At 69.8% G+C, this 20,028-nt stretch carries 17 protein-coding genes; 4 read left to right on the top strand and 13 right to left on the bottom strand.

From position 1 onward, the window contains the following. Positions 1–476: 476 nt before the first annotated feature. Complete coding sequence (locus AB6732_RS08785; RefSeq protein WP_370959626.1) at positions 477–1,289, top strand: carbon-nitrogen hydrolase family protein; 813 nt, start codon at positions 477–479, stop codon at positions 1,287–1,289. A 105-nt stretch (positions 1,290–1,394) separates the two neighbouring features. Here AB6732_RS08785 and tyrS read toward each other — a convergent pair whose 3' ends face one another. From tyrS to AB6732_RS08810, 5 genes are all read right to left on the bottom strand, one after another. After that, positions 1,395–2,711, bottom strand: coding sequence for a tyrosine--tRNA ligase (tyrS, locus tag AB6732_RS08790; protein ID WP_370960103.1), 1,317 nt, complete (start codon positions 2,709–2,711; stop codon positions 1,395–1,397). Between the two features lie 36 nt (positions 2,712–2,747). After that, a complete protein-coding gene (locus AB6732_RS08795; RefSeq protein ID WP_370959627.1) occupies positions 2,748–4,979 on the bottom strand; it encodes an AAA family ATPase in 2,232 nt (743 codons plus the stop codon). A 197-nt stretch (positions 4,980–5,176) separates the two neighbouring features. After that, complete coding sequence (locus tag AB6732_RS08800) at positions 5,177–5,731, bottom strand: adenine phosphoribosyltransferase (RefSeq protein ID WP_370959628.1); 555 nt, start codon at positions 5,729–5,731, stop codon at positions 5,177–5,179. Between the two features lie 75 nt (positions 5,732–5,806). Then, a complete protein-coding gene (locus AB6732_RS08805; protein WP_370959629.1) occupies positions 5,807–7,477 on the bottom strand; it encodes an amidohydrolase in 1,671 nt (556 codons plus the stop codon). Further along, entirely contained in the window at positions 7,474–8,964 is a 1,491-nt protein-coding gene (locus AB6732_RS08810; RefSeq protein WP_370959630.1) for a cytosine permease, read from the bottom strand. Before AB6732_RS08810 ends, AB6732_RS08805 begins: the two co-directional genes overlap by 4 nt. Before the next feature lie 91 nt (positions 8,965–9,055). Here AB6732_RS08810 and AB6732_RS08815 point away from each other — a divergent pair, with 91 nt between their 5' ends. Further along, positions 9,056–9,682, top strand: coding sequence for a TetR/AcrR family transcriptional regulator (locus AB6732_RS08815; RefSeq protein WP_370959631.1), 627 nt, complete (start codon positions 9,056–9,058; stop codon positions 9,680–9,682). 100 nt (positions 9,683–9,782) lie between these two features. Here the strand turns inward: AB6732_RS08815 and AB6732_RS08820 are convergent, their stop codons facing one another. Then, positions 9,783–10,466: a DNA-3-methyladenine glycosylase gene (locus AB6732_RS08820; RefSeq protein ID WP_370959632.1), complete on the bottom strand. Its 684-nt coding sequence runs from the start codon at positions 10,464–10,466 to the stop codon at positions 9,783–9,785. A gap of 106 nt (positions 10,467–10,572) precedes the next feature. On the opposite strand from AB6732_RS08820, the gene AB6732_RS08825 reads away from it, so the two are divergent. Together AB6732_RS08825 and AB6732_RS08830 are read left to right on the top strand one after the other, a co-directional pair. Further along, the gene (locus AB6732_RS08825) at positions 10,573–12,105 is read left to right on the top strand and encodes an AlkA N-terminal domain-containing protein (protein WP_370959633.1); all 1,533 of its coding nucleotides are present in this window, start codon (positions 10,573–10,575) and stop codon (positions 12,103–12,105) included. Continuing rightward, the gene (locus AB6732_RS08830; protein WP_370959634.1) at positions 12,098–12,595 is read left to right on the top strand and encodes a methylated-DNA--[protein]-cysteine S-methyltransferase; all 498 of its coding nucleotides are present in this window, start codon (positions 12,098–12,100) and stop codon (positions 12,593–12,595) included. The genes AB6732_RS08825 and AB6732_RS08830 overlap by 8 nt, the downstream gene beginning before the upstream one ends. Before the next feature lie 83 nt (positions 12,596–12,678). Here the strand turns inward: AB6732_RS08830 and AB6732_RS08835 are convergent, their stop codons facing one another. The 7 genes from AB6732_RS08835 to argB form a co-directional block, all read right to left on the bottom strand. Next, positions 12,679–13,443 (bottom strand): maleylpyruvate isomerase family mycothiol-dependent enzyme, encoded by a 765-nt coding sequence (locus AB6732_RS08835; RefSeq protein ID WP_370959635.1) that lies wholly within the window; start codon positions 13,441–13,443, stop codon positions 12,679–12,681. Between the two features lie 128 nt (positions 13,444–13,571). After that, positions 13,572–14,996 (bottom strand): argininosuccinate lyase, encoded by a 1,425-nt coding sequence (gene argH, locus AB6732_RS08840; RefSeq protein WP_370959636.1) that lies wholly within the window; start codon positions 14,994–14,996, stop codon positions 13,572–13,574. A 2-nt stretch (positions 14,997–14,998) separates the two neighbouring features. Continuing rightward, positions 14,999–16,204: an argininosuccinate synthase gene (locus tag AB6732_RS08845; RefSeq protein WP_066217344.1), complete on the bottom strand. Its 1,206-nt coding sequence runs from the start codon at positions 16,202–16,204 to the stop codon at positions 14,999–15,001. Between the two features lie 74 nt (positions 16,205–16,278). Further along, positions 16,279–16,806 (bottom strand): arginine repressor, encoded by a 528-nt coding sequence (locus AB6732_RS08850; RefSeq protein WP_307496509.1) that lies wholly within the window; start codon positions 16,804–16,806, stop codon positions 16,279–16,281. Next, complete coding sequence (gene argF, locus AB6732_RS08855) at positions 16,806–17,774, bottom strand: ornithine carbamoyltransferase (RefSeq protein WP_370959637.1); 969 nt, start codon at positions 17,772–17,774, stop codon at positions 16,806–16,808. Before argF ends, AB6732_RS08850 begins: the two co-directional genes overlap by 1 nt. 6 nt (positions 17,775–17,780) lie before the next feature. Beyond that, complete coding sequence (locus AB6732_RS08860; protein ID WP_370959638.1) at positions 17,781–19,052, bottom strand: acetylornithine transaminase; 1,272 nt, start codon at positions 19,050–19,052, stop codon at positions 17,781–17,783. A gap of 5 nt (positions 19,053–19,057) precedes the next feature. Continuing rightward, positions 19,058–19,999: an acetylglutamate kinase gene (gene argB, locus AB6732_RS08865; RefSeq protein WP_370959639.1), complete on the bottom strand. Its 942-nt coding sequence runs from the start codon at positions 19,997–19,999 to the stop codon at positions 19,058–19,060. Positions 20,000–20,028: the final 29 nt, after the last annotated feature.

Raw genomic sequence — 20,028 nt, forward strand, 5'->3', positions numbered from 1 at the left:
GCGGCGAATCAGTGATTACCAAAAAAACATTGGTATCAAAAAAACATGACACACTATTGAGTTCTCAAACAACAGACATCCAACCGTCTATCCCGGACACGAAGGTTCCAGGACGATGAGGAAGGTTGTTTGCCGCCTTCGGGCGGTTCCGGATCCTTCAGGACCCTTTCCGTCTCCGTCGCGGCGACTGGATCAACTATACGCACCTTCCGGCGTCTGCGCAAATTCAGCACCCTGGGGTGCCTTCGTGCCCGGAAGTTCCGCGGAATTCCGGGGATTTCACGGGTTCTCCGGCCCCGGATCGGGCCATCGTCCGCGGCAGCGAATTCTGTGAAGCCCGCCACATCAGCGCCACGTCAGCGCTCCAGAACGCTCCGGGTGACCCGGGAGGGACTGGACTCGGCCGTCCTCCCGGCAGATGCTGGAGTGGTCAGTGCCGGGATATGCCCGGCTCCTCCCGCGCACCAGGAGTACGCATGCTCATCGCTCTCGCCCAGATCCACAGCGGCCCCGATCTCACCGGCAACCTCGCGTCGGTACGTGAGTTCACCGCCCGGGCGGCCGAGGCCGGAGCGCGCCTGATCGTGTTCCCGGAAGCCACGATGCGGGCCTTCGGCAATCCGCTCCGGGACATCGCCGAACCGCTGGACGGCCCCTGGGCCCGCGAGGTGGAAGGAATCGCCCGCGAGTACGGCATCACCGTCGTCGCCGGCATGTTCACTCCGGGATGCGGGGCCGACGGCGATGACCGTGCCAAGGTCCGCAACACCCTGCTGGTGACGGGTCCTGAAGTCTCCGCCTCCTACACCAAGATCCATCTCTATGACGCGTTCGGCTTCGCGGAGTCGGACACCGTGGAGCCGGGCGATGTGCCCGTCACGTTCGAGCTCGACGGCGTGACGTTCGGCCTGACCACCTGTTACGACGTCCGGTTCCCTGCTTTGTTCACCGCCAACGCCCTGTCCGGCGCCACCGTGCAGATCGTCTGCGCCTCGTGGGGACCCGGACCAGGGAAGGTCGAACAATGGGAACTCCTCACCCGGGCCCGCGCGCTCGACTCCACGAGCTACCTGCTGGCCTGCGGTCAGGCCGATCCCGCGTCGGTCGGCGTGGAGAATCCGAAAGGTCATCCCACCGGCGTGGGGCACTCCGGCGTCGTGAATCCGTTCGGACAGGATGTGGCGCGCGCCGATGGCGCCGTGCAGCTGCTCTTCGCCGAACTCGACCCTGACATGGTCCGCCGGGCCAGGGAAGCCCTTCCGGTCCTCGCCAATCGTGTGGAGTTCTGAGCCCCACCGGAACCGACGACGGCCCGCCACTCCCCCGGCCCACCGTGAAGGTGAGCCGCCCGGGGAGGGCGGGCCGTCGTCGTACGCCCCGGAAAAGGCGGAAGGTCAGGCGACCGTGACGCTCGCGAGGTTCTTCTTGCCGCGGCGCAGCAGCAGGTACTTGCCGTGCAGCAGATCCTCGGCGGGCACCACGAAGTCGACATCCGTCACCTTGACGTTGTTGACGTAGGCGCCACCCTCGGTGATGGTGCGGCGGGCATCGGACTTGGACTTCACCAGCTCGGTCGCGAGCAGGAGATCCACCACGGCCAGGCCGTCGGCCGGCACGGTCGCGGAGGCCAGCTCCGACGACACCGCCAGAAGCGTCGCTTCATCCAGCACCGACAGATCGCCGTTGCCGAACACCGCCGCGGACGCCGCGATGACCTTCTCGGTCGCCTCGACGCCATGCACCAGGCCGGTGACCTCCCACGCCAGACGGCGCTGCGCCTCACGGGCGAACGGACGCTCGGCCACGGACACGGCCAGCTCCTCGATCTCCGCACGGCTCAGGAAGGTGAAGACCTTCAGGCGGTCCACCACGTCGGCATCGGCGGTGTTCAGCCAGAACTGGTAGAAGGTGTACGGCGAGCACATGTCACCGTCCAGCCAGATGGCGTTGCCTTCGCTCTTGCCGAACTTGGTGCCGTCCGAGTTGGTGATCAGCGGTGTGCCCAGCGCATGCACGCTGCGGCCCTCCACCTTGCGGATCAGCTCGGTGCCGCTGGTCAGGTTGCCCCACTGGTCGCTGCCGCCGGTCTGCAGGACGCAGCCGTAGGCGCGGTTCAGTTCGAGGTAGTCCATGCCCTGGAGGATCTGGTAGCTGAACTCGGTGTAGCTGATGCCCTCGTCGGAGTTCAGACGGCTCGCGACGATGTCCTTCTTGATCATCGTGCCCACGCGGAAGTGCTTGCCCACCTCGCGCAGGAAGTCGATCGCGGACAGCGGCGCGGTCCAGTCCAGATTGTTCACCAGGCGCGCGGTGTTCTCCCCTTCGAACGAGAGGAAGCGCGAGACCTGCGCCTGGAGCTTCTCCACCCACTCGGCCACGGTCTCCCGGGTGTTGAGCACCCGCTCGGCCGTCTGGCGCGGATCACCGATCAGCCCGGTGGAACCGCCCACCAGCGCCAGCGGCTTGTGGCCGGCCAGCTGGAGACGGCGCATCACCAGGAGCTGCACCAGGTTGCCGAGGTGCAGGGACGGCGCCGTGGGGTCGAAGCCGCAATAGTAGGTCACAGGCTCGCCGGCAAGGAGTTTCTCCAGTTCCGCCTCATCCGTGGACACGTGGATCAGGCCACGCCACTTCAGCTCCTGCCAGACGTTGGCAAAGGCGGAATCGTTCTTCTGCTTAGCGAGGGCGGGGCCCTCGATGGTTTCGCTCAGCTGTGACACCCCTCCAAATTAGCATTCCCCACGGGCTCAGACCTTCTCGATGCCCTCCGGGATGGGCCCGGAGGCGATCAGGCGGAGGCGCTGGGTGGGACGGGTCATGGCGACGTACAGATCACCCACGCGTCCGTCCGCCTCGTCCAGGAGTTCCTGGGGCTCGAGGATGACGACACCGTCGAATTCGAGGCCCTTCGCCTCCTGCGGACTGATCACCACGATGTCCTGGTCGTAGCTTCCCGATCCCGTGCCGACGCGGCCGCCGTACTCGGCGCGCAGGGCCGCCTCGGCCGCGGCGCGGTGGCGGGGGCCGCTGATGACGGCGAGCAGGCCGCCGTCGAGCATCTCGAGCTCTTCGGGGACGGCGCGCACCAGGTGGGGCACGACGTCGGACGCGGACACCCGGTCGATCTGCGGCGCCCAGCGGCCCTCCCGGACCGCCTTGGGGGCGGAGACGATCTGACCGGCGGCGTTCGCCATCCGGACCGCGGCCTCGGCGATCTGCGACGGGGTGCGGTAGTTGACCGTGAGTTCCTCCTGGCGCCAGTGATCACCGAACTCGGGGGTCAGCGCCGAGGCCCAGGACAGCGCACCCGCGGCGGAGCTGGTCTGAGCGATGTCACCCACGATCGTGAACGACTTGAGCGGGCAGCGGCGGGCCAGAAGGCGCCACTGCATGTGCGAGAGCTCCTGCGCCTCGTCCACCACCACGTGGCCGTAGGCCCAGTTGCGGTCTCCGCGCGCACGGTCCGCGGCACTCAGCCGGTGATGCTGCTCGGCGTTCCGCTCCGCGAGTTCCTCCGCGGTGAAGAGCGGGTCGATGCCCATGTGCTCCATGTTCCGCAGAGTCGCCTTGGCGTTCTCCACGTCCCGCTGACGCTCCTGCTCCGCGAGGGCGGCGTTGCGGCCGGCGTGGACGTCGTAGTCGCCCAGGAGTTCGGCCGCCTCGTCCAGGAGCGGCACATCCGCCTCCGTCCAGGGCGCGTCCGCCGGGCGGAGCAGGAGCTCACGCTCCGCCTCGGTGAACCCCGGAGTGCAGGCCTTCAGGATGTCCGGGCGGGAGAAGAGCTCGGACAGGAGTTTCTCCGGCGTCATCGGCATCCAGGCGAGGTTCAGCGCCACCCGGACGTCGGCGGAGGACCGGACGTCCTCCGCCAGGTACGAACGGTCTGCGCTGTTGCCCGGGTTGGCGGCCAGGACCTTCTCGGTGAGCTGCTCCGTGAGCTCGCGCAGCAGGATCTTGACGAACGTCCCGCGCGCCTCATTATGCGGCTTGCCGGACTGGCGGGCCTTCTCCCGGGCACGGGAGACCTGCTTGGGGCTCAGGGTCAGGCGGTAGCCCTCGACCTCGAGCGTCCGCGGCGAGCGGAAGGTGCGCTGGCGCTGCGCCACAGCGTTGGCCACGACGATCGCCATGGCGAGGCGTCCCTTGAGGGCTGCCACCCGCGGATCGGCTTCCGGGACGGCGTCGATGCCCGGCATGAGCTTGCCGAGACTGGCCATGACCACGCCGGTCTCACCCAGGGACGGCAGCACGCGCTCGATGTACTTCATGAAGGACGTGCTGGGGCCGACCAGCAGCACACCCGCGGACTTCAGCCGCTCACGGTGCGTGTACAGCAGGTACGCGGCGCGGTGCAGGGCCACGGCAGTCTTGCCCGTGCCGGGACCGCCCTGGACCACGAGTGCCCCGGACATGGAGCTGCGGATGATGCGGTCCTGCTCGGCCTGAATGGTGCTGACGATGTCGGACATCTGTCCGGTGCGCTTCGAGTTCAGGGCCGCGAGCAGGGCGCCTTCCCCCTGGTGGCCGGTCTGCTCACCCAGCATGCCCGGGTCCAGGACGTCGTCCTCCATGGCCTTGAGGTCGCGGCCGGACAGGATCAGGTGACGACGGCGGCGCACACCCTGCCGGTCGAACGCCGTGGCCTGGTAGAAATGACCCGCCTCGGGGGCGCGCCAGTCGACCATGAGCCGCTGCAGGTCCTCCGTGGACAGGCCGATGCGGCCGATGTACTGGGCCTCGCCGTCGTCCAGGTCCAGGCGCCCGAACACGAGCCGGTCCTCGACCGCGTCCAGCTGCGCCAGCCGGTCCTCATACAGCGCGGCGAACGCGTCCCGCTCGGACACGTTCTGCATGCTCCCCACGGGTCCGCCCCGGCGCACACGGGCGAGCTGCCCGCGCTTCTCTTCCCGGAGTTCATCCAGCCGGTGGTACAGGCCGTGGACATAGTCCCGTTCACGCGCCAGCTCAGCCTCGAGCATCAAGCAACTCCTCTTCGCCAAGGTTCCCCGCCATTGTCGATAACGGACCGTCCATTCTACAGCCATTCGGGTGAACGGAAGGGAACGTCCCGGCGGACCGGCGGAGGCGGCTGTCCGAGAGCACCGGGCGGGACCCGGCCTGCCCGTCGGAGCGCGCTGCGGGCACGCCCGCGGCTGCTCCATCAGAGCATCCGGAGTCAGACCTTCTGAAGGGCGTGCACGAGGTCCAGATCGATGCCGGCCGCGGCCAGGCGATCACGGCCCGGGAGGCCGTCGAGCTCCATGACGACGCCGATCCCCGTGACCTCCACGCCGGCGCGGGAGAAGAGTTCATGCGCGGCGGCGAGCGTGCCGCCGGTGGCGAGGACGTCGTCGAGCAGGAGGACGCGGGTGCCCGGCGCGAGGTCATCCCGGTGGATCTCCAGCGTGGCCGTGCCGTACTCGAGCACGTACTCCTGCGCGAAGGTCTCCCGCGGAAGCTTGCCGGCCTTGCGCACGGCCACCACGCCCTTGCCGGAGGCGTATGCCGCCGCGGCGGCGAGCAGGAAGCCGCGGGCCTCCACGCCTGCCACGACGTCGAAACGGCCCGCGTACGGCTCCACCAGAGCGTCCACCACGGTGCGGAAGCCCTCGCCGTCGGCGAAGACCGGGGTCAGGTCACGGAAGACGATGCCGGGTTCCGGATAATCCGGGATGACGGCGCAGAGCCGGTCGAGAAGGGCGATGGCGGATTCATGGGCTGTTTCAGGCACGCCCTCCAGGGTAATACGGGCAGGGCGCCTGACATGTCCACAGGAACCCTCACGCCCGCCCCTCCGACCGGGTTCTCAGGCGCCGGCCGGGACCACCTGGACCGCACGGAACACCATGTTTCCCCCGATCACCGTGCCGAGGACCGGATTCGCCGCCTGTTCTTCGGGGGTCAGGCTCACCGGGTTGGCGCCGAGGAGGGTGAAGTCGGCCACACGGCCCGGCTCCACCCTCCCGGCGGAGTCCCCTCGTCCGCCGGCAAGCGCGGCGACCGAGGTCATACCCCGGTATGCATGACGGACATCGACGGCCTGGTGCTCCTGCACCGGCCTGACGTCCGGGTCTTCGACCGGACGCCGGAGCTGGGCGTCGGCGAGCCCGACGCGGGGATCACCCGGCCCGATCGGCCAATCCGAGCCGAGCGCGACGGCGGCGCCGGCCGCCAGCAGATCCCGGGTGCGCCAGCCGTGGGCGGCGCGTTCACGACCGATCCGCCGGGACCAGTTGTCGCTGCCGTCCGCGGCGGTCATCCTCGCGCCGTGGCTCGGCTGCAGGCTCGCCACCACCCCCAGTTCCCCGAACCTCGGCAGCAGAGCATCAGGGATCGACTCGACGTGTTCGATCCGGTGCGGACCGCCCGCAGCCGTCCCCGCAGCCTGAATGGCATCCAGGGCGTGCCGCACCGCACGGTCGCCGATCGCGTGCGTGGCCGTGGGGATGCCCTGGGCGGTGAAGAACTCGACGGCGGCCGCATAGGCGTCAGGATCGCGCCAGAGGGCATCCTGATTCTCTCCGTGGCTGTCCGCGTGCTCGAACCACGCGGTCCCGTTGTCCGCAGTGCCGTCCAGCATGAATTTCACGCCCTCCACACTCCAGCGGCGGCCATGACGCCCGATGAGCGCCGCCGTCTCCGCCCACACCTCCGGGGTGGAATCCGCCGGGACCAGCGGTGAGCAGCGCACGCGCACCGGCAGTTCCCCGTGTTCCTCGATCCAGCGGTAGACCTCCTCCCCCGGTGCTGCGAAGTCCAGGGCATGGACGCCCGTCAGACCCCAGGAGGCGAACGCCTCCAGCTGCGCCAGCACGTATCCGGCGGACTCCTCGAGAGGCGCCTCCGGGTAGTGCGCGAAGACGAGATCCATGGCCTGCAGTTCGAGGACGTACCCACTCGGGGCGCCGTCCGCGGCCAGTTCCACGGATGATTTGTCATCGAACACCTCGGCGCCGGTCAGGCCCGCGATCGCCACCGCCGCCGGGCTGATCACCAGGCTGTGAGCATCGGCCGTCATGAGGGACACCGGGACGCCAGGGAAGCTCTCCCCCAGGAACCGCCCTTCCGGCACGGCGGGGAAGACATTGACATCCAAGCCGTAGCCCGTGACCCACGCTCCGTCCGGGCTCTCCCGGACCCGGTCCGCGAGCAGTTCCAGGACCTCCGCCAAGGTCACTGCAGGGGCCAGGTCCACTCCCTGTCCCTGTTCGATGGCGCCCCAGACCGGATGAGTATGAGGATCCACCAGCCCGGGGATCAGGGTGGCTCCCGGGAGATCGTGGACCTCGGTCCCCTCTCCGATCCACGCGGCCGGATCGGCGCCGACGGCGACCACGCAGCCGTCCCGCACCGCGACGAAGGCGCCCAGCGGGTCCGCCGCGCTGACAGGCGGGCGGTTGGTGGCGCCGTCGTCGAAGTTCTCGACCTCCGCCACCCGGTACACGGCGTCCGCAGGCTGCGGAGCGTGGCCGGTCATGCGGGGTTCCCACGGAAGAGGCCGGCGCGCGGCGAGCGGCCCACCAGCCAGTACACGAAGGCGGCCACCGTCATTCCGGCCGGAATGGACAGGCTGAGCCCTCCGACGGCGTCCGCCCCGGGGCCGGTCCAGAAGGTGGTTCCGACGAAGAGCGCCGCCGCCAGTCCGCCCAGCACCATGGCTGAGATCCCGGCCCAGTTGAATCCGGCGTCGTACCAGAAGGGGCCACCGCGGTCCTGATCCAGAAGCTGCTTTCCGTCGTAGTGGTTGCGGCGCATGACGATGTCCATCACGAACACCGCCATGGCCGGCCCGGTGAGAACGGTGACGAGTTCCAGCATGGTGCTGACACTCGTGAGGAAGTCGAATACCAGAATCGAGTACAGGGTCATCGCCGTGCCCAGGACGCCGATCACGAGCACCGCCCACACGCGGCTGATCCGCAGGCCGATGGATTGAAGGGTGAGGCCGGCACTGTAAGCGGTCAGTCCGTTGTTGCTGACGGTGTTCAGGACCACTGCCACCACGAAGACCGGCACGAACCAGCCCGGCATGATCCCTTCCAGCGCTTTCTCCGGGTCGCTCATGTCCAGGGAGGTCGCCGCGACGGCGCCCACCGCGGTGAACACGACGCTGGGCAGGAAAGCGCCCAGGAAAGTCCAGCCGGCGACGGCGGAAGCACGGGTCCTGCTGGGCAGGTACCGGGCCAGGTCGGGGCTGTTGCTGTACGAGAGCGGAGCGGACGCCACAATGGCGAAGCCTCCCGCGAGAGCGGCCCACAGGGACGCACCTTCCAGCGCCTCGGGCGGCTGGTAGGACCAGTCCGCACGCCCCAGGATGAAGGCGCTGACCACGATGAAAACCAAGGTGAGCAGGATGCTGAGCGGCCCGTAGAGACGCAGAATGGCGCCGTGTCCATAGACCGCCAGCGCGATGGTGGCGGCGGCGATGACGACGATCACCGTGGAACTGACGAGCGGTGAGACTTCCAGACCGAACCGACCCGCAAGACCGATGCCGGCCACGGAGGCTGCGGACCAGTTCAGGGCCAGGTAGGCGGCGGCGATGAGCCAGCCTGTGACCACCAGGACCACCTTGTTCCCCCGGATCCCGTACATGGCCCGCGAGATCACGGAGCCGGTGGTGCCCGCCGATGGCCCGCTGATCGAGATGAAGGCCGTGAACGCCCAGAAGAGGTTGCCCACCACGATCACCCAGAGGGCCTGCTCGAGGCTGAGTCCCATGAGGACGAGGGCGGCGCCGACCACGAGACTCAGGTAACTGACGTTCGGGGCGGCCCAGACGGAGAAGAGGCTGCGGGCCTTGCCGTGCCGTTCCCCTTCCGGAATGTGGTCTATGCCGTGGGCTTCGAGCCGGACGGCGGTCTCCGGGCCCGGGGCGCCGGTGCCCCAGGGTGCGGAGGCAGGGGCTTCTTCGCCGCTGCGCGTGGCGCCGTCCGCCTCGGAAGTGCTGTGCATGACAGCCATGGGAAATCCTTCGTGATCACAGTCTCCAGTTAGCATGAGTGCTATTGGTCACTTGTCCAATAATTGTGATCCATCTAATAGTGTGGAGGTCATGGTGTCAAGAGCCCCCACCCCGCGGATCCGGAAGAACCCCGCGGAACGACGCGATGAGATCCTCGACGCGGCGGCCCGGATCGCCCTGGCCGAAGGACTTGAAATCGTCACGGTCCGGCGCGTGGCGGAGGACCTCCAGGTGCGCCCCGGACTCATCAGCCACTACTTCCCGTCTGCGGAGGAGATGGTGAGCGAGGCCTTCGCCCGCGCCGCTCACGCCGAGCTGGAGACCCTTCTTCCGGCGGAGCCGACCACGGGCACACCGCTGGAACGCCTCCGGGATTTCTTCCTCCGCTCGGCCGGGGACGATTACCTGGCCCTCAGCCGCCTCTGGCTCAACGCCCGCCACACCAGCCGCTTCCGGCCGTCCTTGCAGGACGCCGTCCAGCAGCAGGAGGCGATCACGCGGGACCGGCTCATGGCGATCATCATCGAGGGGAGGGACCAGGATCTCTTCTCGTGCCCGGATCCCCTCGGCGCGACGCTCGAGATCCTGGTGGTGGTCGACGGTCTGGGTTCCTATGCCAATGACACGAGCGATTACTGGCACGCCAGCCTGGCCGATCTCAGCGCGAGGACGGCGGAACGGGTCCTGGGACTGTCCCCCGGCACGCTCGCCGGCTGACCCGGGGAGTGACCGTGCGGGCCGGCTCGTCAGAGGCAGTGCCGCCGAGGCGCCCGGCCGTGCGGCCGTGCGGCCGGGCGACGGTGCGGCCGTGCGACGGTCAGCGCGGCTTCGCCGGGCGGTACACGGAGACGCTCGGCTCGCCGTCGAACCAGAACCGCCACGGATACTCGAGGCTGCCGCCCGCTCCGGAGACGCCCACCCTCGGCCCCGAGAGCACGGTCCGGGCATCCGCGCTCAGGCCCGCGAGCGCGTTCCGCGGCACCTGGAGGTCCAGGGGCGGCGCGAGCAGGTCCGCGCCCGTGTCCGCCGTCGTGAGGGCCAGGCAGGTGGCCAGCCGGGCCGGGCCGCGGGCGAGTTCGCTCTCCTTGCGGGCGGCGGGCCTGCGGCTCCAGGCGAGGGCGGCGCCTTCGACGACGACGCCCGCCCGCAGGAGGATTCCCGAGGCCCGGCCTTCCGGACCGCACACCAGGTTGGCGCAGTAGTGCATCCCGTAGGTGAAGTAGCAGTAGAGGTGCGCGGGCGGGCCGAACATGGCGGCGTTCCGCGCCGTCTTGCCGCGGAAGCTGTGCGCTCCTGGATCGGGGAACTCGGAGTCCCGCTCACCGCGGTACGCCTCCAGCTCGGTCAGCTGGATCGCGACCGTGCCTTCCGGCGTGGTGTGGCTGATCACCGAGCCGAGCAGCCGGGGCGCCAGCTCCACGGGATCCCCGCTCAGCAGTTCGCGGACCTCTGCGGGGCTCAGGAAGTCCTCTTCACGTGTCACGTCAGCCGCCTCGATCATGGTTCTGACGCTAACACCGGGCCCAGACATGGCCCGCACACCGCCCTTCCACTGTCGTGTCCGAAAACCGCCAGTGAGCGTGTCTGAAAACTGCCAGAATGAAGCCATGGACTTCTGGCAGCGCTACAAGGCGATCGACACGAGGGACGCCCGTTTCGACGGGCAGTTCTACACGGCCGTCAAGAGCACGGGCATCTACTGCCGCCCCTCCTGCCCGGCCCGCACCCCCAAACCGGAGAACGTGGAGTTCTTCGAAACCTCGGCGGCCGCGCACGAATCCGGCTACCGCGCCTGCAAGCGCTGCCTCCCCGAAGCGGTCCCCGGCACCCCCGCCTGGAACATCCGCTCGGACGTCGCGGCGCGTGCCATGCGCCTGATCAATGACGGTCTGGTGGACGACGGCGGCGTCCCCGCCCTCGCCGGACGGCTCGGCTATTCGACGCGGCAGCTCGGCCGCATCCTGAGCCAGGAACTAGGCGCCGGCCCTCTGGCCCTGGCCCGCGCGGCCCGCGCCCAGACGGCCCGGCAGCTCCTCGTCTCGACCGGGATGAGCCTGGCTGATGTGGCGTTCGCCGCCGGTTTCAACAGCGTCCGGCAGTTCAACGAGACCATCTCCGCCGTGTTCGACAAGACGCCGGGCCAGCTCCGGGCCACCGCGAACGGACGCCGCGACCCGGTGGACGCGCCGGCCGGCACCCTGACCCTGCGCCTGCCGTACCGGGAACCGTTCGACCCCGGCGTGTTCCGTTTCCTGGAGGCCCGCGCGATCCCCGGGGTGGAAATCGCTGACGGGACGTCCTACGAGCGGACCCTCGCCCTGCCGCACGGCGTCGCGCATTTCCGGGTGTCGGCCACCGGCCAGGGATATCTGGAATTGCAGATCCATTCGGTGAACCTGAAGGATCTCCACCGGCTCATCACCCGGGTCCGGAGGCTCTTCGACCTCGACGCAGACCCACAAGCCATCGACGCGGCCCTCGCGGCGGACCCTCGCCTGGCGGCGTCGGTGGCGGAGGTCCCAGGGCTCAGGCTGCCGGGTGCCCTCGACCCGCAGGAGATGCTCGTGCGGGCCATGGTGGGTCAGCAGATCACCGTGTCCGCGGCCCGGACGGCCTTGGCGGGGCTCTCCGTCTGCGGGGAGCGGTTCGACGCTTCCGAGCCCGGGCCCGCCACGGCTGAGGCGCCCCCGCACCCGGAGGCACGGATCACGCGGCTGTTCCCGACGGCGTCGTCGCTGGCGGAGCATGTTCCGGAGCTGCTGCGCGGACCCGCCCGCCGGACGGCATCGCTGCAGGCGGCGGCCGCGGCCATGGCGTCCGGGGACCTGGATTTCGGCTTCGGCGACACCCCGGAGACGCTCGCGGCGGCGCTGCTGCCACAGGCGGGGATCGGGCCCTGGACCGTCGGGTACCTCTCCATGAGGATCCTCGGAGCCCCGGACGTCTTCCTGGCGGGCGACGCCGCGGTCCGCAACGGGATCCGCGCACTCGGCGGCGACGCCGGAGACCCCACGTTCACCGCCGCCTCCCCCTGGCGTTCATACGCCACCCTGCACCTTTGGCGCCTGGCAGCCCTGCCGCGCACCGCCACCACGTCAACGCCCGCGAACCCCGAGAGGAAAGCACCGCACCATGGCTGACTACACCACCCTCACCACGCCCGACGGCCCCTTCACCGTCATCGCCCTGGACGGCGCGGTCCTCGCTTCGGGCTGGACCGCCGACCTCGACGAGCTGCTCCCCCAGGTCCACGCGAGCATCCGGCCCGCAGAGCTGCACCAGGTGAAAACCCTCGGCACGCTGACGGAAGCGGTCACGGCGTACTACGACGGCGAGCTGACCGCGCCGATGTCGGTGCCCGTGCACCAGAAGTCCGGTCCGTTCCGCGAACACGCCTGGGACGTGCTGCGGGAGGTCGCGGCGGGCAGCCCCCTGACCTATGCCGGCTACGCCCTGGCCGCGGGGAACCCCAAAGCCGTGCGGGCTGCGGCCAGCGCCTGCGCGTTCAATGCGGCGGCGCTGTTCGTCCCGTGCCACCGGATCGTCCGCACCGACGGTTCGCTGGGCGGCTTCCGCTGGGGTCTTCCGGTCAAGGAGAGCCTGCTGGCCCGCGAGGCTGCGGCATCCTGACGAATGCGGGGTCGGATGCTGTCCCCCGGTCACTCCGGATGGGACATCATCCGACCCCGTGACGCTCTTTCGTGGCCGGGCCGCTACTTCGTGGGCGCGACGCCGGACGGCCAGGGCAGCAGCTCCGGCAGATCCACGTCGTCCGCGGCGGCCGAGGCGCGCAGCGACGACAGGCTCGGTTCCCGTCCCGCCAGCCACGCGGCGATGTCGGTGAGCATGCCGCTCACCACCACGCCGTCGCCCCCGTGGCCGAGCGTCCGGGGCGGCAGGCCGAGGGGCTGGAGCACGAGACGCCGGCCGTCCGGGACCCGGGCCGCGAGGAAGTCCAGCAGGTGCAGACAGAAGGCCTTGGACCAGGTCTCCGGACCGTAGTCCAGACCGAGGTCGGTGCCGTGGATGGTGAGCTCGCGCCAGAGCGCGAAGGCGCCGTCCCGCACCACGCCGTCCCGGTAGCTGATGGGGACGTCCCACTCCTCCGGTTCCAGGCTGCCGAGGGCGTCCAGTGCGCGGGTCGTCGCGGCCTGGACGTCTTCGCGGTGCTCCTCCGCCGTGTGACCCGCGGCGAGTTCGATGCGCGCCGTGCGGCCCTCGTAGCCGCCGTCGTACAGGTCGATCCGCTCGCCGCGCTTCGCGTGCTCGATCTGCCGCGCCATCGCCTCGCTGATGCCCATGACGTGGGCCAGGACGTGACCCCGGGTCCACCCGGGGAGGACCGACGGCGCCTTCACGGCCTCATCGTCCAGGGAGGCCGCCAGCTTGTTCACCAGGTCAGCGGCGGACCGGAGATCGTGGAGCAGGGTGTCATCGGCGGAGGCGTGTTCCGAAGACCCGGAAGTGATCTGGCTCATGCCGCCATCCTAGGCCAGGGACGACGGTTTCAGTGAGTGGCCATGAACCGGAATCCGTGCCGGACGCGCGAGAGGCCGGGTTCCGCAGGAGTGCGGAACCCGGCCTCTCGGGGCACGGCGATGACGGCTCAGGCCACGAACGACCGCGCCTCACTCAGCTCGGCTTCAAGCGCCTCAAGCTGACGTGCGACGGCGGACGGCGCGGTGCCGCCCTGAGCGCTGCGGCTGGCGAGCGAACCCTCGGTCGAGAGCACACTGCGGACCTCGGGAGTCAGCTGCGGGGAAATGGCCGCATACTCCTCATCCGTCAGGTCCCACAGCTCCACGCCGCGGCTCTCGGCCTGCTTGACGGCCGCGCCGGAGAGCTCGTGGGCCTCGCGGAACGGCACGCCCTGCCGGACCAGCCACTCGGCCACATCGGTGGCGAGCGCGAAGCCCTGCGGCGCGAGCGACTTCATGCGCTCGGTGTTGAAACCGAGCGTCGCGATCATGCCGGAGACCGCCGGGAGCAGCAGTTCCAGGGTGTCGGCCGCGTCGAAGACGGGCTCCTTGTCCTCCTGCAGATCCCGGTTGTACGCGAGGGGCAGGCCCTTGAGCGTGGCGAGCAGCCCGGTCAGATCGCCGATGAGGCGGCCGGCCTTGCCGCGCGCCAGCTCGGCGACGTCCGGGTTCTTCTTCTGCGGCATGATGGACGAGCCCGTGGAGTAGGCGTCATCCAGCGTGACGAAGGAGAACTCCTTGGTGGCCCAGAGGATGACCTCCTCCGAGATGCGGGAGATATCCACGCCGATCATGGCCGCGACCCAGGCGAACTCCGCGAAGACGTCACGGGATGCCGTGCCGTCGATCGAGTTGTGCACCGCCGAGAAGAAGCCGAGGTCGGCCGCGACGGCCTCCGGGTCCAGGCCCAGCGAGGAACCCGCCAGGGCGCCGGAGCCGTACGGCGAGACGCCCGCACGCTTGTCCCAGTCCTGGAGCCGCTGCACATCGCGCAGCAGGGCCCAGGCGTGGGCCAGGAGGTGGTGGCTGAGCAGGACCGGCTGCGCGTGCTGCAGGTGCGTGCGGCCAGGCATGGCGACCTCGGGGTGAGCCTTGGACTGCGCCACGAGGGCGTCCACTACGTCCAGCACGCGCGCGGCGATGATCCGGGCGTGATCCCGCAGGAACATGCGGCCCAGGGTGGCGATCTGGTCGTTGCGGGACCGGCCGGCGCGGAGCTTGCCGCCCAGGTGGGTGCCGGCACGCTCGAGCAGGCCGCGCTCCAGGGAGCCGTGCACGTCCTCGTCGCTCTCGGCGGCCACGTAGGCGCCGCTCGCGACGTCCTCATCCAGCTGCGTGAGGGCAGCCAGCATGCCTTCCAGCTCGGCGTCGTCGAGCAGGCCCGCCTTGTGGAGCACGCGGGCGTGCGCCTTGGAGCCGGCGATGTCGTACCGCGCCAGACGCCAGTCGAAGTGCGTGGACTTGCTCAGCGCGGCGAGCGCGTCCGCCGGGGCGCCGGCGAAGCGCGCACCCCAGAGGGCGCCCTCGTTCGTGCCGTGGGTCTCGGAGCTCATGCTCAGGCTCCCGCGACCCGCTGGTCGCGGGTGGAGGCGACCTTGGAGGACATGCCCCAGAGCTCGATGAAGCCCTTGGCCTGGGACTGGTCGAAGGTGTCACCGGTGTCGTAGGTGGCGAGCGAGAAGTCGTACAGGCCGGTGTCCGAACGGCGGCCGTTCACGATGGCCTGGCCGCCGTGCAGGGTCATGCGGATGTCGCCGGAGACGTACTTCTGGGTGTCCTCGATGAAGGCGTCCAGGGAGCGCTTGAGCGGGGAGAACCACTGGCCGTCGTAGACCAGCTCGGACCAGCGCTGGCCGACCGTGGCCTTGAAGCGGGCCTGCTCGCGCTCGATGGTGACGTCCTCGAGGTGCTTGTGGGCCGTGATGAGGGCCATGGCGCCGGGGGCCTCGTAGATCTCGCGGGACTTGATGCCGACGAGGCGGTCCTCGACGACGTCGATGCGGCCCACGCCCTGGGCGCCGGCGCGGCGGTTGAGCTCCTGGATGGCCTGCAGCGGAGTGACGGCCACGCCGTCGATCGCGACCGGGACGCCCTGGTGGAACGTCACGACGACCTCGTCCGGCGCCGGCGGGAACTCCGGGGTGGCGGTGTAGTCGTAGATGTCCTTGGTGGGGGCGTTCCAGATGTCCTCGAGGTAGCCGGTCTCCACGGCGCGGCCCCAGACGTTCTGGTCGATCGAGTACGGGTTCTTCTTGGTGGTCTCGATCGGCAGGCCCTTCTCCTCGGCGAAGGCGATGGCCTTGTCGCGGGTGAGGGCGAGGTCGCGGACCGGGGCGATGCACTTCAGGTCCGGGCCCAGGGTCTGGATGCCGACCTCGAAGCGGACCTGGTCGTTGCCCTTGCCGGTGCAGCCGTGGGCGACCGTGGTGGCGCCGAATTCACGGGCGGCCTTGACCAGGTGCTTGACGATCACGGGACGGGAGATCGCGGACACCAGCGGGTAGTGGCCCTGGTAGAGGGCGTTCGCCTTCAGGGTGGGCATGGCGTACTCGTTGGCGAACTCATCACGGGCGTCGGCGACGTAGGCCTCCACGGCGCCGCAGCCGAGGGCGCGCTGACGGATGGTCTCGAGGGACTCGCCGCCCTGTCCGACGTCGACCGCCACGGCGATCACTTCGGCGCCGGTGGCTTCGCCGATCCAGCCGATGGCCACAGACGTGTCAAGGCCGCCGGAGTAGGCCAGGACGATGCGCTCAGTCACGTGAGTATCTCCTTCAGGAAGTGGTGTATGTAAAACTATACATGACTATGAGTAAGTATTCATAGCCTGCTGGATCAATTCGGGTTGCTGTCCGCCATGGCCAGGAAGCGGGCGGCGAGAGCCTCCCCGCCCTGGGGGTCCCGGGCGACCAGGAGCACGGTGTCATCCCCCGCGATGGTGCCCAGCACGGACGGCATCACGGAGTGGTCGATGGCCAGGGCCAGGAAGTTCGCGGCGCCAGGCGGGGTCCGCAGCACCACGAGGTTTGCGGACGCCTCCGCCGTGACCAGCAGTTCACCGCAGAGCTTCTCCAGCCGGGCGTCCAGGATCTCCTGCGCCACGGCGCTCGTCGGCCCCCGGTCGCCACCCTCGCCGGGCACGGCGTAGACCAGACCGCCGTCGCTCCCCCTGACCCGGACCGCGCCGATCTCCACGAGATCCCGGGACAGTGTCGCCTGAGTGACCTGCACGCCGTCGTCGGCCAGGAGAGCGGCCAGCTCAGCCTGCGAGCGCACGCTCTCACCCCGCAGGATCGCGCTGATGCGCGCCTGACGGGCGGTCTTGGTGGCGGGGCTCGTGGCCCCGGGCTGCGAGGACGTCATCAGTCCAGACCCGGCACCACGGTCAGGCCGGAACGGTGCATGAGCCACGCCATCACGGCCTTCTGGGCGTGCAGACGGTTCTCGGCCTCGTCCCACACGACGGACTGCGGGCCGTCGATCACGTTTGCGGCGATCTCGTAGCCGCGGTACGCGGGCAGGCAGTGCAGCACGATGGCATCCGGTGCGGCCTGCGCCATGGCCTCCTCGGTGACGGAGTAGTCGCGGAAGAGCGTCATCCGGGACTCCTTCTCGGCTTCCTGCCCCATGGACACCCACGTGTCCGTGGCGACGACGTCCGCTCCGGCCAGGGCCTCGGCCGCGTCGCTCGTGACGAGGACGCTGCCGCCGGTCTGGGCGGCGCGCTCCTCACCCGCGGCGACGATCTCCGGCGCCGGCAGGTACCCCTCCGGGCCCGCGATGCGCACGTGCATGCCCGCGTTGACGGCGGCCAGGAGGTAGGAGTTCGCCATGTTGTTGGCGGCGTCGCCCAGGTAGGTCAGGGTGAGACCGGCCAGCGTGCCCTTGTGCTCCCGGATGGTGAGCAGATCGGCCAGCAGCTGGCACGGGTGGTAGTCGTCGCAGAGGGCGTTGATCACGGGCACTCGGGAGTTCTCCGCCATCTCCACCAGGCCCTGGTGCGCGCCGGTCCGCCACACGATCGTGGAGACCATGCGCTCGAGCACGCGGGCGGTGTCGGCCACCGACTCCTTGTGGCCGATCTGCGCCTCCCCGGGATTGATGATGAGGGGGCTGCCGCCGAGCTCGGACACCCCGGCGCTGAACGACACGCGGGTCCGGGTGGAGGTCTTGTCGAAGATGACCGCGACCGTCTTGCGGGCCCGGCCCTCGCCCGCGTACACGGCCAGGGAGTCCGGTTCGGCCTTGAGCCGCACCGCGAGGTCCAGGACCTCGTTCAGCTCGGCGGGGCTGAGGTCGGTGTCTTTGAGGAAGTGACGTACGGAAGTCATGGGTACCTACTCTGCCGCCGAGGCGGCCTTGGCCGTGGACAGGATGCCGGGGAACGCGCCGAGGAAGGCGTCCGCCTGGGCATCGCTCAGGATGAGGGGCGGCGCCAGGCGCAGCGTGTGCGGGCCCGGCGCGTTGAGGATGAAACCGGCGTCGAGCGCCGCGGTGACGAAGGCGGGCGCGACGTCGGCGTCCAGGTCGATCCCGATCAGCAGACCGCGCTGGCGGACCTCCGTCACGCCGGGAACCGCGGCCAGGCCGCGCGCCAGGCGCTCACCCGTGGCGCGGACCTGGGCCAGGATGCCCTGCTGCTCGATCACGTGCAGGGTGGCCAGGGCCGCGGCCGTGGCCACCGGGTTGCCGCCGAACGTGGTGCCGTGCTGGCCCGGGTTCAGCAGTGCGGAGACCTTCTCGCCGAACGTGACGAGCGCGCCGATGGGGAAACCGCCGCCGAGGCCCTTCGCCAGGGTCATGGCGTCCGGCAGCACGCCCCTCTCCTGGAACGCGAACCACTGGCCCGTGCGCCCCACCCCGGTCTGGACCTCGTCCAGGATGAGGAGGGCGCCGTGCTCGGTGCAGAGTTCGCGGGCGAGCCGCAGGTACTCGGGATCGAGAGGACGCACGCCGGCCTCACCTTGGATGGGCTCCAGCACCACGGCGGCGGTCTGGCCGTCGACGGCGTCGCGGAGAGCCTGCTGATCGTTGAACGGAAGGTGCACGACGCCGCCGGGCAGCGGCTCGAACGGTTCGCGGTACGCCTGCTTGGCGGTGAGGGCGAGCGCGCCCATGGTGCGGCCGTGGAACGCGCCCTCGAGCGCGATGATCTTCCGGCGCGGACCCTCGGAGCCGTCCGCGTTGCGACGCGCCAGCTTGAACGCCGCCTCATTGGCCTCGGTGCCTGAGTTCGAGAAGAACACCTTGGAGCCCGCCGGGGCGCCCGCGAGGTCCAGGAGCTTCTCCGCGAGCGCGATCTGCGCCGGCGAGGCGAAGAAGTTGGAGACGTGGCCGAGGGTGGCCAGCTGGCTCGAGATCACCGAGGTGACGAACGGGTGGGCGTGGCCCAGCGCGTTCACCGCGATCCCGCCCAGCAGATCCAGGTACTCCTTGCCGTCGGCGTCCCAGACCACGGCGCCCGCGCCGCGGACGAGCACGCGCTGCGGCGTGCCGAAGACGTTGAGCAGGGCTCCGGAGTAGCGCGAGAGCCACTCGGCGCCGCTCGCCGTGCGGGCGTCCAGGAGGCCTTCCTCCTGCGCGGGGGTGATGTCAGTGTGCTTCGCCATGCGCGTCACAGCCCTTCCGTGGTGAGGTCGGCGTCCGCGTCGCGGACCACCTGCGTGCCGATGCCCGCCGTCGTGAAGACCTCGAGCAGCATGGAGTGCGGGAGGCGGCCGTCCACGATGTGGGACTGCGGCACTCCCCCGTCCACCGCCTTGAGGCAGGCCTCCATCTTGGGGATCATGCCGGACTGCAGGCTCGGCAGCATGACCCGCAGCTGATCGGCGGTCAGGGTGGAGATGAGCGAGTCCTTGTCCGGCCAGTTCGCGTACAAGCCCTCGACGTCGGTCAGGATCACGAGCTTGCTGGCGCCCAGCGCTTCGGCCAGGGCGGCCGCGGCGGTGTCCGCGTTGACGTTCAGCACGTCCCCGGTCGGGGAACCGTCCGCCCCGATCTCGGGGGCGACCGTGGAGATGACCGGGATCCGGCCGGCTTCCAGGAGGTCGTGGATGGCGCGGGGGTTCACGCCCACCACCTCACCCACGAGGCCCAGGTCCACGGCCTCGCCGTCCACCTCGGTGCCCGTGCGGATCGCCTGCAGCAGCCCGCCGTCCTCACCCGAGAGGCCCACGGCATACGGGCCGTGGTTGTTGATGAGGCCCACCAGCTCACGGCCCACCTGGCCCGTGAGGACCATGCGCACGACGTCCATGGCCTCAGGCGTGGTGACGCGCAGTCCGCCCTTGAACTGGCTCTCGATGCCCAGCCGGGCCAGCATGGAGTTGATCTGCGGACCGCCGCCGTGCACGACGACGGGTCGGACGCCCACGTGGTGCAGGAAGACGATGTCCTCTGCGAAAGCCCGTCGCAGCTCCTCGTTGATCATGGCGTTGCCGCCGTACTTGATCACCATGGTGTTCCCGGCGAAGCGCTGGATCCAGGGCAGGGCTTCGATGAGGGTCTCGGCCTTGGACTGAGCCTGGCTGAGATCCCTCGTCATGCTGGAGGTCATGTCTCTCCTAAGGCGTGGGTGGTGCGCTA

The organism is Arthrobacter sp. RCC_34, from assembly GCF_041360795.1.
Taxonomy (GTDB): Bacteria; Actinomycetota; Actinomycetes; order Actinomycetales; family Micrococcaceae; genus Arthrobacter_E.

Coding starts and splice junctions, on each gene's coding strand:
- AB6732_RS08860 (WP_370959638.1), bottom strand. CDS start 19,052: ATGGCGAAGCACACTGACATCACCCCCGCGCAGGAGGAAGGCCTCCTG.
- AB6732_RS08830 (WP_370959634.1), top strand. CDS start 12,098: ATGGCTGACTACACCACCCTCACCACGCCCGACGGCCCCTTCACCGTC.
- argF (WP_370959637.1), bottom strand. CDS start 17,774: ATGACTTCCGTACGTCACTTCCTCAAAGACACCGACCTCAGCCCCGCC.
- AB6732_RS08815 (WP_370959631.1), top strand. CDS start 9,056: ATGGTGTCAAGAGCCCCCACCCCGCGGATCCGGAAGAACCCCGCGGAA.
- AB6732_RS08825 (WP_370959633.1), top strand. CDS start 10,573: ATGGACTTCTGGCAGCGCTACAAGGCGATCGACACGAGGGACGCCCGT.
- AB6732_RS08850 (WP_307496509.1), bottom strand. CDS start 16,806: ATGACGTCCTCGCAGCCCGGGGCCACGAGCCCCGCCACCAAGACCGCC.
- AB6732_RS08785 (WP_370959626.1), top strand. CDS start 477: ATGCTCATCGCTCTCGCCCAGATCCACAGCGGCCCCGATCTCACCGGC.
- AB6732_RS08820 (WP_370959632.1), bottom strand. CDS start 10,466: ATGATCGAGGCGGCTGACGTGACACGTGAAGAGGACTTCCTGAGCCCC.
- argB (WP_370959639.1), bottom strand. CDS start 19,999: ATGACCTCCAGCATGACGAGGGATCTCAGCCAGGCTCAGTCCAAGGCC.
- argH (WP_370959636.1), bottom strand. CDS start 14,996: ATGAGCTCCGAGACCCACGGCACGAACGAGGGCGCCCTCTGGGGTGCG.
- AB6732_RS08810 (WP_370959630.1), bottom strand. CDS start 8,964: ATGGCTGTCATGCACAGCACTTCCGAGGCGGACGGCGCCACGCGCAGC.
- AB6732_RS08835 (WP_370959635.1), bottom strand. CDS start 13,443: ATGAGCCAGATCACTTCCGGGTCTTCGGAACACGCCTCCGCCGATGAC.
- AB6732_RS08805 (WP_370959629.1), bottom strand. CDS start 7,477: ATGACCGGCCACGCTCCGCAGCCTGCGGACGCCGTGTACCGGGTGGCG.
- AB6732_RS08795 (WP_370959627.1), bottom strand. CDS start 4,979: ATGCTCGAGGCTGAGCTGGCGCGTGAACGGGACTATGTCCACGGCCTG.